The sequence below is a fragment of the Exiguobacterium sp. TNDT2 genome (genome assembly GCF_003331145.1).
Lineage (GTDB): Bacteria > Bacillota > Bacilli > Exiguobacteriales > Exiguobacteriaceae > Exiguobacterium.
On the sequence record NZ_QLVE01000022.1, the window covers coordinates 137,154 to 154,916 of the forward strand.

The following is a 17,763-nucleotide window of genomic DNA, read 5'->3' on the forward strand; positions in this document are numbered from 1 at the left end:
TAAAAATGCCCCGACTCACGATGAGTCGGGGCATTTTGTGCTCACAGGTCGTCAAAGCCGTTGGCGTCGGTGACTTTCGCGTACGAACGTGATTTTTGTTCGAAGAAATCCGATTTGGTCGCATTCAGCGAATCGTCTGAGTAGGCGCGGATCCACGGCATGACATCCTCGTTGAACCCATCATACAGATCGTTCAAGCCGATGACACGGAGACGCTTGTTGGCGAGGTACTTGACGTAATCGCGCATCTCACTGACATCGAGTCCATCGAGGTCGCGAAGGACGTACTCACACCATTCCATTTCGAGGTCAACGGCTTCCGCCATCGTGTCATAGACGAACTGACTGAAGCTGCCGTCCGCGTCGATTTCCGGATTTTCCGTTAGGACGGCCCGGAGTAGCTGGCTGACGAAATATGAGTGTTGCATCTCGTCGCGCTGGATATAGCTGATCATTGTCGACGTGCCGACCATCTTCTGGTGGCGTGCCAAGTTGTAGAAGTAGGCGAATCCGGAATAGAAGTTGATGCCTTCAAGAATAATCGAGGCGACGAGTGATTTGGCGAACGTCTCGGCCGTCTGATCGGCACGGAAGTCCTCATATAAGTCCAAGATGAATTGATTCCGTTTCATGACCATCTCGTCGTCTTTGGCGATATCGAAGATACGATTTTGTTCGCTCAGCGGAACGAGGCTCGAAAGGACGTAGCTATACGATTGGTTATGGACGACTTCTTGTTGGGCGATGACGGCAAGCACGGCGTGTACTGACGAGTCTGATGAGAACATCGATGACTCGAGGATGTAGCGTGTCTGCACCGAATCCAAAATCGATAGCAAGCCGATGATGCGTTTGAAGGCGTCTTGCTCGCGCTCTGTCAACTGCGGCCATTGCTGCATATCTTTCGACATGGAGATCTCATCCGGAATCCAAAAGTTCGAGAGCAGTTGCTTATAAATAGTGTAAAACTGCGGATAGGCGATGTCGTTCCAATTGACGATGGAACTCGTCTCGCCTCCGATAATGGCAGTTGCCCGGTTAGGATGTTTGGGCGACAGTAGTTTGATCTTTTGAATGGTCATGGACATATACTCCTTCTTCGGCGTTTCTAGCCAACCGTTCGGTCCAATGACGGACGTTGTACGGCTGATTGCGCGGCGACTGTTCAATTTTCAACGTCTCACCGGCGAGGGGGATCCCGTATTTCGAAAGGTGGTACGCCATCTCATCGACCGCCCGACAGAAGTGGACGAACATCTTGTCGCCCGTCCCGAACACGGCGGCTTGGCGAAGCTTCACGTTGAGTTCTTTCAACACAAGACGGAATGTGTCTTTCATCTCGTCCGGCAAGACGCCGTCCGCCCACGTGTACGACCCGAAATAGACGAGGTCGTACGTGGCGAGCGATTGGGCTTCACGGTGGCCGATGCGGTCCGCTTCATACAGGGTGACGCGGTCGCCCCGATGGACGTGGGTCGCCTGAATCAACTCGGCGACTTCTTCAGTATTTCCGCTCATCGAACTGTAGACGATTGCGACGTTCATGATTGGTCCCACCTTTCTGATACGTGACGTTACGAGGCACACGATTCACATTCGTCGACTTCGACGGTCGTCGAACGCGTGTAGTAGATTGATTTCATTCCGAGCGACCATGCCTCGAGGTGCATCGAGAGGAGCTCGGTCGCTTTGACGTCGTTTTTGACATAAAGGTTGAAGCTGATCGCTTGATCGATGTGACGTTGGCGTGAAGCGTTTTGACGGATGCTCCAGAGTTGGTCGACTTCGAACGCCGATTTATAGAACCAGTTCGTCTCTGGGTTGAGGTCAGGGACCGTCACCGGGATCTTATAGTTTTTCTTCTCTTCCGAGTAGACCTTCTTATAGACCGGGTCGATTGACGCGGTGCTGCCAGCGATGATGGCCGTCGACGAGTTCGGAGCGACCGCCATCATATAGGCGTTGCGGACACCGTTTTGGTGGACCGCTGCGGCGAGACCGTCCCAATCGAGTTCGTCGTGTGAGCGGTAGTTGCGGCGCTTGAAGTACTCACCCGTGTGCCATTCCGATCCTTCGAAAACCCCGAACGCGCCTTTTTCTTTGGCGAGTTCCATCGAGGCTTGAATCGTCAAGTAGGCGATTTTCTCGTACAGCTTCTCCGCGTACTGGACGGCATCGACCGATTCCCAACGGATGCCTTCAAGTGCGAGCAGGTGATGCCAGCCGAACGTGCCGAGTCCGACGGCGCGGTATTTTTGGTTGGTGATCATCGCTTGTGGGACTTCGATCGTGTTCAAGTCGATGACGTTGTCGAGCATCCGCATTTGAATCGGGATGAGTCGCTCGAGGACGTCCGATTTGACGGCCCGGGCGAGGGCGATCGAGCTCAAGTTACAAACGACGAAGTCACCAGGCGTTTTCGTGATGACGATTTTTCCGTCCGCTGTATACTCTTCGTCGATCGTCGTCGGCGACATGTTTTGCGCGATCTCTGAGCAGAGGTTCGAGCTGTAAATCATACCCGCGTGTTTGTTCGGGTTGGCGCGGTTCACGGCGTCACGGAAGAACATGTATGGGGTTCCTGTCTCGAGCTGTGAACGCATGTAGCGTTTCACGAGGTCGATGGCCGGTACCGTTACGCGTGAAAGTTCCGGCGTATTGACGCACGCCATGTATTTCTCCGTGAATGAACCGCCGTTCTCTGTCTCATCGTAGAAGTCTTCGAGGCTGAAGCCCATGACCGTACGAATCTCGTGCGGGTCGAACAAGTGCCAGTCGCCACGTGCTTCGACCGTACGCATGAACAAGTCAGGCAAGCAGACGCCCGTGAACAAATCGTGAGTCCGAAGGCGCTCGTCCCCGTTATTCAATTTCGCATCGAGGAACTCGAAGATGTCCTTATGCCAAATGTCGAGGTAGACGGCAATCGAGCCTTGGCGCATGCCGAGCTGGTCGACCGAGACGGCCGTGTTGTTCAGTTGCTTCATCCAAGGGAGCGCGCCACTTGAGACGCCTTTGAAGCCTTTGATGTCGCTGCCGCGTGAGCGGATTTTGCCGAGATAGACGCCGATTCCGCCGCCGCCTTTCGAGAGCGTGGCCACGTCCGTGTTCGAATCGTAGATGCCACGGAGTGAGTCGTCGACCGTATCGATGAAGCATGAGCTGAGCTGCCCGTATGATTTTCCGGCGTTCGAGAGCGTCGGTGTAGCAACCGTCATATAGAGGTTCGATAGTGCCCAATATGCTTCTTCGACGAGTGTCACACGTTGGTCAGCGTTCTCTTTTTGCATGAGCGTCATGGCGATGACCATGAACCGCTCTTGCGGCAACTCGTACAAGTTTTTGACGTGGTCGCGGCCGAGGTAACGGTCTGCTAACGTCCGGAGACCGATGTAGGTGAACATGCGGTCACGTGACGGGTCGATCAATGTCTCCAAGTAGGCGATGTCTTCTTTCGAATACGTATCGAGCAAGGCCGAGGTGAAGATGCCTTTTGTCGTGAGCGTCTCAATCATCGGATAGAGCGCACCGTAACGCATCGAGGCGTCATAGCCACGGTTTCGTGCCGCTTCTAAATAGAGGCGGTTTAAGTACATCTCAGTGGCAACGAACGTCCAGTCCGGCTCTTCTGCCTGCAACATATCGAGGGCGTGCATCGTCAAGAGTTCATATACTACATCTTGTGTCAGTGTCTTTCCTTCGAGCGCTCGAACGGCTCGTTCTTCGTATCGTTCGACACTAAGCTGTGGGTAGCGTTGTTTTAATGATTGAATCAATGTCGAGACGTCAGTAAGGGTCGGCGTAGCAGCCAACATCGTCTCGTGATGGATAGGGGATGTCAAAACGATCACTCCTTCTTCAGATGTAGATATTATAAAAGTATAACTCAAAACACCCTACGTTGCGTCAATATATAGTTAAAAGCGTTTTTAGCTTTTAACTATATATTGACGTTTTCTTGTCTTTTTAATCATAAATCACCTATATTTAGTTTTGCAATCTTGACATTCAGCAAACTGTCGACTCTCGGATTACTTTTACTCAAAAACGGCGCTGTCAACCGATTTGAGATGAGATATGAGATAGAAAAAAGTTTGAGCGACGGTTAAACGACAGCACATTAATTTTTATGTAAGCGGTCAATCGAGAAGCGAACGACCTCATTCGGCAGTTGCCTTCGTTATTTTTCGAGAAAATCCTGCTTCTTTTCACTGTTGATTCATTACTATATATAGTGGTCGCTTGTTTTTGAAAACGAGGGAAATTTGCACACTCACTAGCATCGAACTGAAAAGTGAGGTAGATTGAGGGAGTACGATTTGAAATCAAGGCAAAAAGAAGGGTTTAACAAATGAGAGCAGAAGACTTATTATTAGCATGGGACCCACTCGGTTACGGGCTTGGGTCGTATGGACCAGAGTTTGACGATATCGCCTTGGCGCTCATTCACGTCGATTCAATTGATCAATTGGATGACGTGATTCGGCAGATTTTGACAGACGCGTTCGGCGACTGTCCAGGTGAACCGGAAACGCAGGCCATGGCGGCACGATTACTCGCGTCTTCAGAATCTTGTCAACTATAAGGGGGAACCACGATGTTACGTATCGATCCAACACCGAATCCAAATGCAATGAAAATCACACTTCCAGAGAACGTCTTCGGCGCGAAAAGCCAAAGTGTGAAAGCCGGCGAAGAGACGGACCAGCCGCTTCTCGCGAAACTCGTCGCCATCGAAGGCGTCGAGAGCGTCTTCGCCTACGGTGATTTCGTCACGGTATCAAAAGAAAACGGCGTCAGCTGGGAAGCCATCTTGCCGCACGTCGAAACTGCTTACCGCGGATGAACCCGCTCGTTTCTATCGTCGTCCCGGTCCATTCCCGGGAGATGGAACTGACGGAACTATTGGAGAGCTTGGTCGTCCAAACGTTTCAACAGTTCGAAGTACTTGTAATCAATAATGACGGGCCGCCAAAACAGCATCTTTTGGCGCCTTTTTTGAATCGATTATCGATTCGCTATATCGAGCTCGGCGAGAATCATCACGTCAAAGCTCGCAATCGCGGCGTACAAGAGGCGAGCGGCGACTACATCCTGTTGCTCGACGATGATGATTTGCTCATGCCGACCCATATCGAGCAAGCGCTCGACGACATCCGCTCGGCTGACCTCGTCTTCACGGACGCGGAACTGTTCCGCTTCACGTGGGAAAAAGGGCGCCGGTGCGTCACCGACTGGGAGGCATTCGCCTACGACCTCGATTTAAAACGGCTTCGCCAGGACTCGACGTTCATCCCGTCCGGTACGCTGTATCGGAAACAGCTCCACGACGACATCGGTCCGTTCGACGAAGCGGTCTACAACTATTGGGACTGGGATTTCATTTTACGTGTCAGTGAGGTCGGGACGATTCGGCATCCCGCGCGCGCGACCGTGCTCTATGCGTTCAACGGCACCGACAATCTGTCGGCCAAACAAGATGAGACGCGTCGTCGTTACTTTAATCGATTCTGTCACAAGCACGGCCTCGTCGATATGGAGATGAAAAACTTCCATATCGTTCAAGCCGAGCGACGGGACTATGTGAGACAGACAGAGAGAACGTTCACAGGGGCGTTCCCCGGTAGAACGGAAGGAGAATAACTATGTATACATCGAAAGAATTAGAACTGCTCGAGTTGCTCGAAGAGAAAGGTTACCTCGAGACGAAACTGTTGGCGAACTTGCTCGCGACTGACGAGGCGACTGTTGAGGCGATGCTCGAAAAGTTCAAGGCGGACGGCATTTTGCTCGGCTTCCGGGCGATGGTCAACTGGCAAAAAATCAATCGCCACGATGTCACGGCGTTCATCGACGTCAAAGTCACACCGAAACGGGGTCGTGGTTTCGATGAGGTCGCGGAACGCATTTATCGCTTCCCGGAAGTGACGGCGCTTTACTTAATGTCAGGGGCTTACGACCTGCAAGTCGTCATTCGAGCGAACTCACTTCAAGACGTCGCGTCGTTCGTTTCGGACAAATTGTCACCGCTTGACTCGGTCGTCTCGACGACGACGCACTTCAAATTGAAGACGTATAAGCACGATGGTATTTTATTCACCCCACAAGTCGAAGATAAACGGTTGAACATTACGCCATGAAGTCACTATCCCAACAAGTCGTCTCCATGAAGCCGTCCGGCATCCGCCGCTTCTTCGATTTAGCGCAAACGATGGAAAACGTCGTCTCTCTCGGGGTGGGAGAGCCGGATTTCATCACGCCATGGAACGTGCGCGAGGCGAGCTATGCGGCGCTCGAGCAAGGTTACACGGCCTATAGCGCGAACGCCGGTCTCCTCGAGTTACGTCAAGAAATCGCGAGTTATATGGCGGACCGGTTCGGGGCGACGTATGACCCGGCGACGGAACTGATCGTCACGACGGGCGCGTCGCAGGCGCTCGATATCGCCTTCCGGGCTCTCCTCAACCCAGGTGACGAGGTCATCGTCGTTGAACCGGCTTTCGTTTCGTACGGGCCGCTCATCGAGCTCGCCGGCGGGACGGTCGTCCCGGTCGCCTGTCGTCCGGAGAACGGGTTCCGTTTGGACCGCGCTGACGTCGAGGCGGCCATCACCGAGCGGACGAAGGCGATGCTCCTCTGCTTCCCGTCAAACCCGACCGGCGCGACGATGACGGGTGAAGAACTCACCGAAATCGCAGAACTCGCGACGAAACACGATCTCTGGGTCGTCAGCGATGAGATTTACGCCGAACTGTCTTATGATGAGCCGTTCACGAGCTTTGCGACGCTCCACGACATGCGCGAGCGAACGATCGTCGTCAACGGGTTCTCTAAGGCGTTCGCGATGACAGGCTGGCGGCTCGGCTTCACGTGCGCACCGGAAGTCGTGACGCGGGAGATGCTCAAAGTCCATCAGTACGGGATGATGTGCGCCCCGACGCTCGTCCAATTCGGCGGTCTCGAGGCGCTCAGGAGCCGAGACCAGCATGTCCCGAAGATGGTGAAGAGCTATCGGCAACGCCGCAACTACTTCATCCAGGCCTTGAATGACGCCGGTTTGCCGACACACGTACCAGGCGGCGCGTTCTACGCCTTCCCATCGATTCGCCATACGGGCTTGACGAGCGAAGAGTTCGCCGAACGTCTCTTGCTCGAGGAACGGGTCGCGGTCGTACCGGGCAACGCGTTCGGTGCGAGCGGTGAAGGGTTCGTCCGCGCCAGTTACGCGACGTCGGTCGAACAATTACAAGAAGCGATTCGTCGCATCGATCGGTTCATGAAACAGTTCGAAGTGACGACGACAGTGACAGACTCTCAGCGATGAGGGTCTGTTTTACGTTTTAGTGGTATATTGGATAGGAAAAGACGAGTGAGGTGAAGTCATTGGAACGAGTGGATTTTATAGCAATCGGATGTGGCCCATACAATCTCGGATTGATGGCGCTCAGTGAAGCGACGTCATTGAAGGGTGTCTGTTTTGAGGAACGGGAGGACTTCAAGTGGCATGAAGGCATGCTGCTCGAGTCGGCGACGATGCAGACGCATTACTTATATGATCTCGTAACGCTTGCCGATCCGACGAACCGGCACAGTTATTTGAACTACTTGAAGCAGGCGGGCCGACTGCAAACGTTCATCGCCCAAGAGAGCCCGACGATTCCACGGACGGAGTTCAATCTGTATTTGCAATCGGTCGCCGTCTCGCTCGACACGATCAAGTTCTCGCACCGGGTCGTCGACGTCCGTCCGGCAGCGGATGGGTTTCTCGTCACGGTCGAGGCACCTGCTGGGGAAACGGTACTGTCGGCACGCCACGTTGTCGTCGGCACGGGGGCGGAACCGCTCGTCCCAGACGCCTTCCAAGACGTCATCCATACGAGCTCATATCGGATGGAGCGGGAGCGATTGCTTGAAACCGATCGCATCGTCGTCATCGGCAGCGGCCAGAGCGCGGCTGAGGTGTATCTCGATTTGTTGAGTCGATCCGATAAAATGCGGCAACAAATCGATTGGGTGACGCGCTCGGACGTGTTCGAGTCGCTCGAGAGCGGCAAACTCGGGGAAGAGATCTTCAGCTTGTCGTACGTCGAGTATTTCAATCGATTACCGTACGCGGAACGTGAGCGACTTGGGAAGTCGTTCGAACGATTCCGCAATGGCGTCAATCCGGAGACGCTCCGTGCGATTTACGGATTTTTGTATCATCGGACGGCGGATGGGTCGGACCAAGCGACGAACTTGTACACGCAAATCGAAATTGAACGCGTGTCGCATGAATCGAGTTATCTTGTCGAAGGGACCCACCAACATACCGGTGAATCATTCACGAATGAATATGATGCGGTCGTGGCGGCGACAGGTTATCGTCCGTGCATCCCAGCGTGGGTCAAACGGTTTGACATCGAATGGGAAGCGAAAGATCAGTGGCGTGTCAACAACCGCTATCAAATCGCGACGGAGACTCGGTTGACCGGCAGTCTGTTTACCCATACGAACTTGGAACATTCGCACGGGCCGGCGGCAACGAATTTAGGGATGGCCGTATATCGGAACGCGATTATGTTGAATGAAATGGTAGGGAAGACGGTGTTTGAGGTGGCCGCACAGCGACCGTTTACAAGCTTTTGAACAAAAAAAGGGCTAGGCGTTAGCCTAGCGGAATCAGGGGGGAATACTTGAAGTCTTGCTTGATTTGTATTTACCCGACCCATTGACTTTGAAACACGAAAATAATCCCAAATAATCTTTTTTACTAATTTCTACACTTTATCGAAAAAAGTATGTTATAGTAAGTTGATGAATTTAGCATAGGAGTGTTTGTAATGGCAAAATACGAAAAAGATCAAGTTTTAAAAGGTAAAGTAACAGGAATCCAACCTTTCGGTGCGTTCGTCGCACTCGACGACGAGACTCAAGGTCTTGTCCACATCTCTGAAATCTCACACGACTATGTGAAAGACGTGAACGAGTACGTTCAAGTCGGTCAAGAAGTTGAAGTGAAAATTCTTGATGTTGATGAAGCATCTAAGAAAATCAAGCTTTCAATGAAAGCGACACAAGAAGCTCCAAAACGCGAGAAGTCGGCTAAGCCAGCTCGTCGTGGTGCACCACGCCGTAACGAGGCTTCAAACTTCAAGCAAGAAGAAGCTCCAGGATTCACTGTCCTCAAGGATAAACTCGAAGACTGGATCAAAAACACGAACTTCAAGAAGTAAGTGATTGAGACGGCCTGCCATTGTGCAGGTCGTCTTTTTTTGTACAGGAAATATGCGCCTTGCTCTCGAACTGTACAGAAAAGGAGTGAACATTATGAGAATCGGAATCATCGGTACGGGCGGGATTGCCAAGACCGCTCATATCCCGCAATACATCGCGGCAGGCGCCGACGTCGTCGCCGTCATGAATCGGACGCGCAAACGCGGAGAAAAGGTGGCCCAAGAATTTGGGATCGCCCGCGTCTATGGGACGGTCGAGGAAATGCTCGCCGCAGAACAACTCGATGCGGTCAGCGTGTGTACGCCGAACGCACTTCACAAAGCGCAAGTCATCGCCGCGCTCGAGGCAGGGTGTCACGTTCTCTGCGAGAAGCCGCCTGCCATATCGGCGCGCGAAGCGAACGAGATGCTCGAAGCGGCTCGGAAGGCAGGGCGGACGCTACATTACGGATTCCATTACCGGCACCGGTCAGATACCCAATTATTAAAACGGATGATCGCTGCCGGCGAGCTCGGTCACGTCTATGCGGCGACCGCGCTCGCTCTCCGGCGCCGTGGTATCCCGGGCTGGGGCGTGTTCACGGATAAGAAACTGCAAGGAGGCGGTGCACTGCTCGATATCGGGGTACATATGCTCGACCTCGCCCTCTATTTGATGGATTATCCGCAGCCGGTCGATGTGGTCGGTCACGTCGGTCAATATCTTGGGACGCGACCTGGCGTCGGTCTGATGGGTGATTGGGACGCGGAGGCGTTCTCGGTCGAAGACACGGCACGGGCGATGGTTACGTTCGATAATGGGGCATCTTTGTTTTTAGACTCGAGTTTCATGGCCAATGTCGAGGCGGCGGACACGATGCGTGTCGAATTGCGCGGCACGAACGGTGGGGCGTCGCTTTTCCCACTTGTCATCCATACGGAAGAGCATGGCGCGTTGTTCGATAAGACGCCGGCCCATCTCGCGCTCGAAGATCCGTATGCAAGACAAATTCAAACGTTTCTCGAGGCGTGCCGTCAGGAGCCGTCGTATCAGCAAGCAGAACAGGCGGTGACGCTCCACACGATTATCGACCGTATCTACACTCAGGCCTGATTGCTTTTCAATCATAAAAAACAGGGTATATAGTGTAGGTGTTACATATTTTCGAAGGAGGATGAACCATGCACAACTTTGAATACAAGAACCCGACGAAACTTATTTTCGGGACTCATCAAATCGAAAAACTCGCGAGCGAGTTACAGGCGCTTGACGCCAAGAAAGTGATGCTCGTCTATGGAGGCGGGAGCATCAAGAAGAATGGCACGTACGAAGAAGTCGTGGCCGAGTTAAACAATGCTGGAATCGACTACGTCGACTTCTCAGGCGTCGAGCCGAACCCACGGATCGAGACGGTACGTCGCGCGGTCAAACAAGCACGCGAAGAAAACATTGACGCCTTGCTCGCCGTCGGCGGCGGTTCGGTCATCGATTGCACGAAACTCATTTCGGTGGCCATCCCATACGATGGCGACGCTTGGGACATCGTGCTCCGCGACCACATTCCGACAGAAGCGATCCCGTTCGGTACGGTGCTCACGCTGGCTGCCACAGGTTCTGAGATGAACTCAGGTTCGGTCATCACGAACTGGGAGACGCAAGAGAAGTACGGCTGGGGCCACCCGCTCGTCTATCCGACATTCTCAATCCTCGATCCGCGCTACACGGTGTCGGTACCGAAAGACCAAACGATTTACGGTATCGTCGACATGATGAGCCACTGCTTCGAGCAGTACTTCCACCCGAACCATGCGCCGGTCCAAGAGCGCATGACGGAAGGCGTGTTGAAAGCGGTCGTCGAATCGGCACCTAAACTCGTCGACGATTTAGAGAACGTCGACTTGCGCGCCATCATCTTGTTCGCTGGAACGATCGCCTTGAACGGTGTGCTCCAAATGGGCGCCTCGGGCGACTGGGCATCCCATAACATCGAGCATGCGGTCTCGGCCGTCCATGACATCCCGCATGCCGGCGGACTCGCGATCTTGTTCCCGCGTTGGATGGAACACGTTCTTGATGAAGACAATGCAGCCCGTTTCGCACGTTTAGGAACAGAAGTGTTCAATGTCGAACCGGCTGAAACAGACTTAGAGACGGCGAAGCGAACGATTGCAGCAATCCGTACCTTCTTTGATCAAATTGGAGCACCTAACTCGCTCCGTGACTATGACATCGATGAGTCGACATTTGATGCCATCCTCGATTCGGCGATGAAGCGCGGTGCGTTCGGACGTTTCCGTACACTTGAGCGCGAAGATGTGGCGGCGATTCTTGAGTTGAGCAAATAAGGCGATTTAATGCCTATTTTGCAATAATGATTGAACGAATCCGACGTTTCCGTTTATGATGGGTCATGTATGGCTCTTCAATGAGCGATTTATAAGGAGGAAATGACATGTCAACTGTACGTTTCGATTATTCAAACGCCCTGTCTTTCGTCGGGGAACACGAAGTCGATCAATTGCAAGAAACCGTGAAAGCAATGCATTCGGTCATCCATGACCGCAGCGGGGCAGGTAGCGATTTCCTTGGGTGGGTCGACCTTCCAACAAACTACGATACGGATGAGTTTGCCCGCATCAAAGCGGCCGCGGAACGAATCCGTGAGAACTCGGACGTCCTCGTCGTCGTCGGGATCGGCGGATCATACCTCGGCGCACGCGCGGCCATCGAGATGCTCCAACATTCATTCTTCAACGTGTTGGCTAAAGAAGAGCGCAACGCGCCACAAGTCTTCTTCGCCGGTCACAACATCTCATCAACTTATTTGACGGAGTTGCTCCAGGTGCTCGAAGGCAAGGACGTCTCAGTCAACGTCATCTCGAAGTCGGGAACGACGACAGAGCCGGCCATTGCGTTCCGCGTCTTGAAACAGTTCATGGAAGACAAATATGGTCAAGACGGTGCCCGTGAGCGTATTTATGCGACGACAGACCGTGCCCGTGGCGCCTTGAAGACGCTTGCGGATGCGGAAGGTTATGAGACGTTCGTCATCCCGGATGACGTCGGCGGTCGCTTCTCGGTCCTCACACCAGTTGGACTTCTTCCGATCGCGGCGGCAGGCATCGACATCGACGCCCTCATGGAAGGTGCACGCGATGCCCAAACGGCTTACTCGTCTCCGAACTTGGCGGACAACGAAGCGTACCAATACGCGGTCGTCCGTAACGCCTTGTATGCGAAAGGCAAGTCGATCGAGTTGCTCGTCAACTACGAACCGGCTCTTCACTACGTGTCAGAGTGGTGGAAACAGCTTTATGGCGAGTCAGAAGGAAAAGACAACAAAGGGATTTTCCCGGCGGCAGTCGATTTCTCGACCGACCTCCACTCGATGGGGCAATACATCCAGGAAGGTCGTCGTGACTTGTTCGAGACGGTCATCCGTGTCACGAACGTCCGTCATGCGATGAACGTGCCGGAAGACGCGCAAGACCTCGACGGCTTGAACTTCCTCGCCGGCGAAACGATTCAGTTCGTGAACGACAAGGCAGCTGAAGGAACACTTCTCGCCCACACGGACGGAGCAGTCCCGAACCTTGTCGTCGAATTGCCGGAGATGACGCCGTACCACCTCGGTTACTTGTTCTACTTCTTCGAGAAGGCATGCGCGATGAGCGGATACATCCTCGGTGTGAACCCGTTCAACCAACCAGGTGTGGAAGCATACAAAGCAAATATGTTCGCGTTGCTTGGAAAACCTGGTTACGAAGAGCAAAAAGCTGAGCTTGAAAAGCGTTTGAACCAGTAATTTCGAGTAGGTCCGCTCCGGCGGGCCTATTTTTTTGTTTGAAACTAGGGGAAGACAAGGTAAAGTGAGAGTAGACAGGGGAAAGAAAGGGATGGACTATGTTGACATTCATGGACTACTATCACAATAAAGTCGAGTTGAGCTTCGCACATTATCCATTTTCGGATACGCCGCTCCACGTCTGGGTCGTCGCCCGCTACGAAAAGCAATGGGTGTTGACGAAGCATAAACAGCGCGGACTCGAGTTCCCAGGCGGAAAAGTCGAGCCCGGCGAGCACGAAGATGACGCCGCGGTTCGGGAAGTGTATGAAGAGACGGGCGGCGTCGTGAAGACGCTGCATTATCTCGGCCAGTACCGCGTGCTCGGACGTGGGGACACGGTCATCAAAAATATTTATTTCGCCGAAATCGAACGCTTCGATGATCATCCGGCGGTTGAGGAGACCGATGGGGCCGTCCTCATGAAGGAACTGCCAACGAATCTGCTCCGGAACAACCGGTACAGTTTCATGATGAAGGACCGTGTGCTCCCGGAAACGATGAAGGTGCTCCATGAAAAACGGTTGGTTTGACCGGGTCGAGGTCCTTCCGCCGTACGCCGGTTATGCGGTTCATCGGGGGTGGTACGCCACGCGCGACGGTGAGGACGTCGTCGCCTATACGATTACGCCGAAGCGGCCGAACGGACACGTCTTGTTCTATCTACGCGGCGGGACCGGACGCATCGGGGACGTACGCTTGCCCCGGTTGATGCAGTTCGCGGCCAAAGGCTTTCACGTCGTGGCGCCCGTTTACCGGGGTAACCACGGCGGTAGCGGAAAAGAGGACTTCGGTGGCGCCGATTTAGAGGACGTCTTGTCGCTCTACGACCGTGTCCGTCGAACGGATACACTCATTCACGCCCTCGGCTTCTCACGCGGGGGAATGATGGCGTTGTCGCTTGCCGCAGAGCGGCCACTCACGTCTGTGACGTCGTGGGCAGGTGTGACCAATCTCGAGTGGACGTATGAAGAGCAGCGCTCGATGCGTAAAATGCTCCGCCGTATGACCGGGGGAGACCCGGAAGCGGCGCGGGCGGCTTACGTCGAGCGTTCACCTCTGTACAAGAACTGGGAGGCGCCGACACTATTGATTCACGGGACAGACGACGAGCAAGTGCGGCTCCGCCATGCGACGGCGGTCGCGGAAAGGATGGGGGAGCGGGCCGAACTTTGGGTCGTCCCGTTTGCCCATCAACTCCCGTTCTGGGAAAAGTGGAAGACGACCGACGAGGCGATGGAATGGATGTTGTCCGTCGCACAAAAAAATGACTAGCGCCTGTTTTAGGCCTAGTCATTTTTTTATTAAACGATGATTGGGCCGGCTGCGACGACCGCCTCACTCGCTTTCGTGAATCGTTTGAAGTTGTCTTGGAACTTACGGGCAAGCGCTGCCGCCTCGGCGTCGTAGCGGGCCCCGTCTTTCCATGTGCCACGCGGGTCGAGCACGTCGTCTGGCACCCCGTCGATGTGACGTGGGATCTCGACGTTAAAGATGTCGTGACGCGTCGTTTCGACGTCGCGCAGGTTGCCGTTGACCGCTGCATTCACCATCGCCCGTGTATATGTGAGCTTCATCCGCGATCCTTCGCCGTACGCTCCGCCGGTCCAACCTGTATTGACGAGGTAGACATCGACGTCATGTTTCTCGATCAACGTACCGAGCATGTCCGCGTAGCGCTCCGGGGCGAGCGGTAAGAATGGTGACCCGAAGCAAGTCGAGAACGTCGCTTGTGGTTCGGTGACGCCGCGCTCTGTGCCGGCGAGCTTCGACGTATAGCCTGACAAGAAGTGATACATCGCCTGCTCCTTCGTCAATTTGCTGATTGGAGGCAACACCCCGTATGCATCGGCCGTCAAGAAGACGATCGTGTTCGGATGTCCCGCCCGTGACGGGAGCATCGCGTTATCGATGAATTGAATCGGATAGGCGGCCCGTGTGTTCTCAGTGAGTGAGATGTTCTTGTAGTCCGGTGCGCGCGACTCGTCCAAGACGACGTTCTCGATTAGTGAGCCGAATCGGATGGCATCGTAGATTTGAGGTTCGTTCTCACGCGACAAGTTGATCGTCTTCGCGTAGCAACCGCCCTCGATGTTGAAGACGCCGTCTGGAGACCAACCGTGCTCGTCATCCCCGATCAAATGGCGCTCTGTGTCGGCCGATAGCGTCGTCTTCCCAGTACCTGATAGACCGAAGAAGAGAGCCGTCTCGCCGGCGTCCGACACGTTCGCCGAGCAGTGCATCGACAAGACGTGCTGTTCCGGCAACAGGAAGTTCATGACTGAGAAAATCGATTTTTTAATTTCACCACCGTATTCTGTTCCCCCGATCAGAATGGTCCGTTTGGCGAATGAGACGAGAATAAATGTTTCGGAGTTCGTCCCGTCGACTTCCGGGTCAGCTTTGTAGCTCGGTGCATAGATGACCGTGAACGGATCGAAGGCCCCTTTCGTTGGCCACTCGCGCAAGAACAACTGTTTGGCGAACAAGTTGTGCCACGCGTATTCCGTGATGGCCCGGACGGGGAGCGTGTAATGTTCGTCTGCCCCGGCAGACGCCTCGAGATAGTAGAGCTTGTCTTTCGTCTCGAGATGCGTGAGCACCTTATCGAGCAGTGCGGTGAACTTCTCTTCTGCGATCGGTTGGTTGACCGGACCCCAGTCCACTAAATGATTGCTGACTTCATCTTGCACGACGAATTTGTCTTTCGGTGACCGTCCTGTGAATTTACCTGTACTGACCGATAAAGCCCCGTCTTTCGTCAGTACGCCCTCACCGTTGCGGATGGCTTCTTCCACCAATTCTGGAACCGTTAAGTTCCGCATCATGTCGGCACCTTTAATTAATTCTTCGATTTTCAGGAGCGTTGTCGCCATCCTGAATCCCACCTTTCCCCTAAATAGATGTGGATGAAATCCGCATACTTCCGCAATTCATTAGTATGACATTTTTATTATATGTGACATACTAATCAAAAACAAGTCTTTTTCTTTAAAGTAAGCGCTTTCTTATACTGACATTCTAACACATTCTGTACCAGGTCATAGTACAAAAACGAAAACCGTCAAAAAAATGTTTGATATTTCACAAACATAACTATTGGACGCTCGTGAAAAGTTTGACGAATTCAGTCGATACGCTTGACAGAACGGGGTGTCATTTATATGATGGTCTTCGTAACGGATACTCTTATTCTGAGCGGTGGAGGGAACAAGGCCCTACGAAGCCCAGCAACCGTCCGATTTGTCATTGTTATTCGGAAAAGGTGCTATCCTGAAGCGAAGCGCAAGCTTCGAACGATAAGAGGGTAAGGAAGAACGATTCAACCTTTCCCATTGAACATGGCGAGAGGTTTTTTTCATTACCGTCCCAAAGCAACGCGTAAGGGGAACGAGTACCGTCCACACATTACCCTTATCATAGGAGGTTTTTCGAAATGGCAAACTTGAACCGTCGACTTTTCACTTCGGAGTCCGTCACGGAAGGACATCCGGATAAAATTTGTGACCAAATCTCAGATGCGATTTTGGATGCGATTTTAGCTGAAGATCCAAACGCCCGCGTTGCGGCTGAAACATCTGTCACGACAGGTCTCGTGCTCGTAGCTGGCGAAATCACAACATCAACTTACGTGGATATCCCGAAAGTTGTTCGTGAAACAGTTCGTGAGATCGGCTATACACGCGCGAAATATGGTTTTGATGCAGAGACTTGCGCGGTCCTCACATCGATCGATGAGCAATCGGTAGACATCGCGCAAGGTGTTGACCAAGCGCTCGAAGCTCGTGAAGGACAAATGACTGAGGAAGAAATCGATGCGATCGGTGCTGGTGACCAAGGTCTCATGTTCGGTTACGCAACAAAAGAGACGCCGGAACTCATGCCGCTCCCGATTTCACTCGCACACAAATTGTCACGTCGTTTGGCAGAAGTTCGTAAGAACGGCACGCTCGCTTACCTTCGCCCAGACGGTAAGACACAAGTGACTGTCGAATACGATGAAGCGAACAACCCAGTTCGCATCGACACGATCGTTATCTCGACACAACACGCCGAAGACATCACGCTCGAGCAAATCCAAGCCGATTTGAAAGAGCACGTCATCGATGCGGTCATCCCGGCTGAACTCATCGACGCAGACACGAAATACTTCATCAACCCGACTGGCCGCTTTGTTATCGGTGGACCACAAGGAGATGCAGGCCTTACAGGACGTAAAATCATCGTCGATACGTACGGTGGTTACGCTCGCCATGGCGGCGGCGCGTTCTCAGGTAAAGATCCAACCAAAGTTGACCGTTCAGCAGCGTACGCAGCTCGTTACGTGGCGAAAAACCTCGTTGCAGCGGGACTTGCTGACAAAGCAGAAGTTCAACTCGCTTACGCGATTGGTGTTGCCCATCCGGTATCAATCGCGGTCGACACGTTCGGCACAGGCAAATTGAGCGAGACTGAGCTCGTGGAACTCATTCGTGAGAACTTTGACCTCCGTCCAGCCGGCATCATCAAGATGCTCGACCTTCGTCGCCCGATCTACAAGCAGACAGCAGCTTACGGCCACTTCGGTCGTACCGACGTTGAACTCCCATGGGAGCAAACGGACAAAGCGGCAATGCTCGAAGAAGGCGCGAAGCGCTTCGCATAAGCATAGAAAAACGACCTTTCACTCGAAAGGTCGTTTCAGATTGTAGACAAAGTCACGTTTCAGGCGAACTGAAACGTGA

The 17,763-nt window shown here is 53.3% G+C and carries 17 protein-coding genes and 1 riboswitch; of the genes, 13 read left to right on the forward strand and 4 right to left on the reverse strand.

The window, feature by feature from the left end; genetic code table 11:
* Window positions 1–41: 41 nt before the first annotated feature.
* Genes DPV68_RS11070 through DPV68_RS11080 form a run of 3 tightly spaced genes read right to left on the reverse strand, consistent with a single transcriptional unit; the run spans window position 42 to window position 3,842 of the window.
* Window positions 42–1,082, reverse strand: coding sequence for a ribonucleotide-diphosphate reductase subunit beta (locus DPV68_RS11070; protein WP_114166868.1), 1,041 nt, complete (start codon window positions 1,080–1,082; stop codon window positions 42–44).
* Entirely contained in the window at window positions 1,039–1,545 is a 507-nt protein-coding gene (locus DPV68_RS11075; RefSeq protein WP_114166869.1) for a flavodoxin domain-containing protein, read from the reverse strand. The genes DPV68_RS11070 and DPV68_RS11075 overlap by 44 nt, the downstream gene beginning before the upstream one ends.
* A 29-nt stretch (window positions 1,546–1,574) precedes the next feature.
* Entirely contained in the window at window positions 1,575–3,842 is a 2,268-nt protein-coding gene (locus DPV68_RS11080; RefSeq protein WP_255418323.1) for a ribonucleoside-diphosphate reductase subunit alpha, read from the reverse strand.
* Between the two features lie 509 nt (window positions 3,843–4,351).
* On the opposite strand from DPV68_RS11080, the gene DPV68_RS11085 reads away from it, so the two are divergent.
* The 12 genes from DPV68_RS11085 to DPV68_RS11140 all read left to right on the forward strand — a co-directional run bounded on the left by DPV68_RS11085 (window position 4,352) and on the right by DPV68_RS11140 (window position 14,314).
* Entirely contained in the window at window positions 4,352–4,585 is a 234-nt protein-coding gene (locus DPV68_RS11085; protein WP_114166871.1) for a DUF1871 family protein, read from the forward strand.
* Between the two features lie 12 nt (window positions 4,586–4,597).
* Window positions 4,598–4,846 carry a NifU N-terminal domain-containing protein gene (locus DPV68_RS11090; protein WP_034778343.1) on the forward strand — a complete coding sequence of 83 codons (249 nt, stop codon included), beginning with the start codon at window positions 4,598–4,600 and terminating at the stop codon, window positions 4,844–4,846.
* Window positions 4,843–5,643: a glycosyltransferase family 2 protein gene (locus DPV68_RS11095; RefSeq protein ID WP_114166872.1), complete on the forward strand. Its 801-nt coding sequence runs from the start codon at window positions 4,843–4,845 to the stop codon at window positions 5,641–5,643. The genes DPV68_RS11090 and DPV68_RS11095 overlap by 4 nt, the downstream gene beginning before the upstream one ends.
* A 2-nt stretch (window positions 5,644–5,645) precedes the next feature.
* Window positions 5,646–6,140: an Lrp/AsnC family transcriptional regulator gene (locus DPV68_RS11100; RefSeq protein ID WP_021065542.1), complete on the forward strand. Its 495-nt coding sequence runs from the start codon at window positions 5,646–5,648 to the stop codon at window positions 6,138–6,140.
* Window positions 6,137–7,324 (forward strand): aminotransferase, encoded by a 1,188-nt coding sequence (locus tag DPV68_RS11105; protein ID WP_114166873.1) that lies wholly within the window; start codon window positions 6,137–6,139, stop codon window positions 7,322–7,324. The genes DPV68_RS11100 and DPV68_RS11105 overlap by 4 nt, the downstream gene beginning before the upstream one ends.
* Window positions 7,325–7,392: 68 nt before the next feature.
* Window positions 7,393–8,628 (forward strand): lysine N(6)-hydroxylase/L-ornithine N(5)-oxygenase family protein, encoded by a 1,236-nt coding sequence (locus DPV68_RS11110; protein ID WP_157964170.1) that lies wholly within the window; start codon window positions 7,393–7,395, stop codon window positions 8,626–8,628.
* A 194-nt stretch (window positions 8,629–8,822) separates the two neighbouring features.
* Complete coding sequence (gene yugI, locus DPV68_RS11115; protein ID WP_016509788.1) at window positions 8,823–9,215, forward strand: S1 domain-containing post-transcriptional regulator GSP13; 393 nt, start codon at window positions 8,823–8,825, stop codon at window positions 9,213–9,215.
* Window positions 9,216–9,309: 94 nt separating this feature from the next.
* Window positions 9,310–10,308, forward strand: a complete 999-nt coding sequence (locus DPV68_RS11120; RefSeq protein ID WP_114166875.1) for a Gfo/Idh/MocA family protein — start codon at window positions 9,310–9,312, stop codon at window positions 10,306–10,308.
* Between the two features lie 68 nt (window positions 10,309–10,376).
* Window positions 10,377–11,540 carry an iron-containing alcohol dehydrogenase gene (locus tag DPV68_RS11125; RefSeq protein WP_114166876.1) on the forward strand — a complete coding sequence of 388 codons (1,164 nt, stop codon included), beginning with the start codon at window positions 10,377–10,379 and terminating at the stop codon, window positions 11,538–11,540.
* 107 nt (window positions 11,541–11,647) lie between these two features.
* On the forward strand, window positions 11,648–13,000 hold the full coding sequence (locus tag DPV68_RS11130; protein ID WP_114166877.1) for a glucose-6-phosphate isomerase: 1,353 nt from the start codon (window positions 11,648–11,650) through the stop codon (window positions 12,998–13,000).
* A gap of 98 nt (window positions 13,001–13,098) precedes the next feature.
* Complete coding sequence (ytkD, locus tag DPV68_RS11135) at window positions 13,099–13,572, forward strand: RNA deprotection pyrophosphohydrolase (RefSeq protein WP_114166878.1); 474 nt, start codon at window positions 13,099–13,101, stop codon at window positions 13,570–13,572.
* A complete protein-coding gene (locus tag DPV68_RS11140) occupies window positions 13,553–14,314 on the forward strand; it encodes an alpha/beta hydrolase family protein (protein ID WP_114166879.1) in 762 nt (253 codons plus the stop codon). Before ytkD ends, DPV68_RS11140 begins: the two co-directional genes overlap by 20 nt.
* Window positions 14,315–14,343: 29 nt before the next feature.
* Here the strand turns inward: DPV68_RS11140 and pckA are convergent, their stop codons facing one another.
* Window positions 14,344–15,915, reverse strand: a complete 1,572-nt coding sequence (pckA, locus tag DPV68_RS11145; RefSeq protein ID WP_114166880.1) for a phosphoenolpyruvate carboxykinase (ATP) — start codon at window positions 15,913–15,915, stop codon at window positions 14,344–14,346.
* A 310-nt stretch (window positions 15,916–16,225) separates the two neighbouring features.
* Window positions 16,226–16,345, forward strand: a riboswitch (SAM riboswitch).
* A gap of 130 nt (window positions 16,346–16,475) precedes the next feature.
* Here pckA and metK point away from each other — a divergent pair.
* Entirely contained in the window at window positions 16,476–17,684 is a 1,209-nt protein-coding gene (metK, locus tag DPV68_RS11150; protein WP_114166881.1) for a methionine adenosyltransferase, read from the forward strand.
* Window positions 17,685–17,763: the final 79 nt, after the last annotated feature.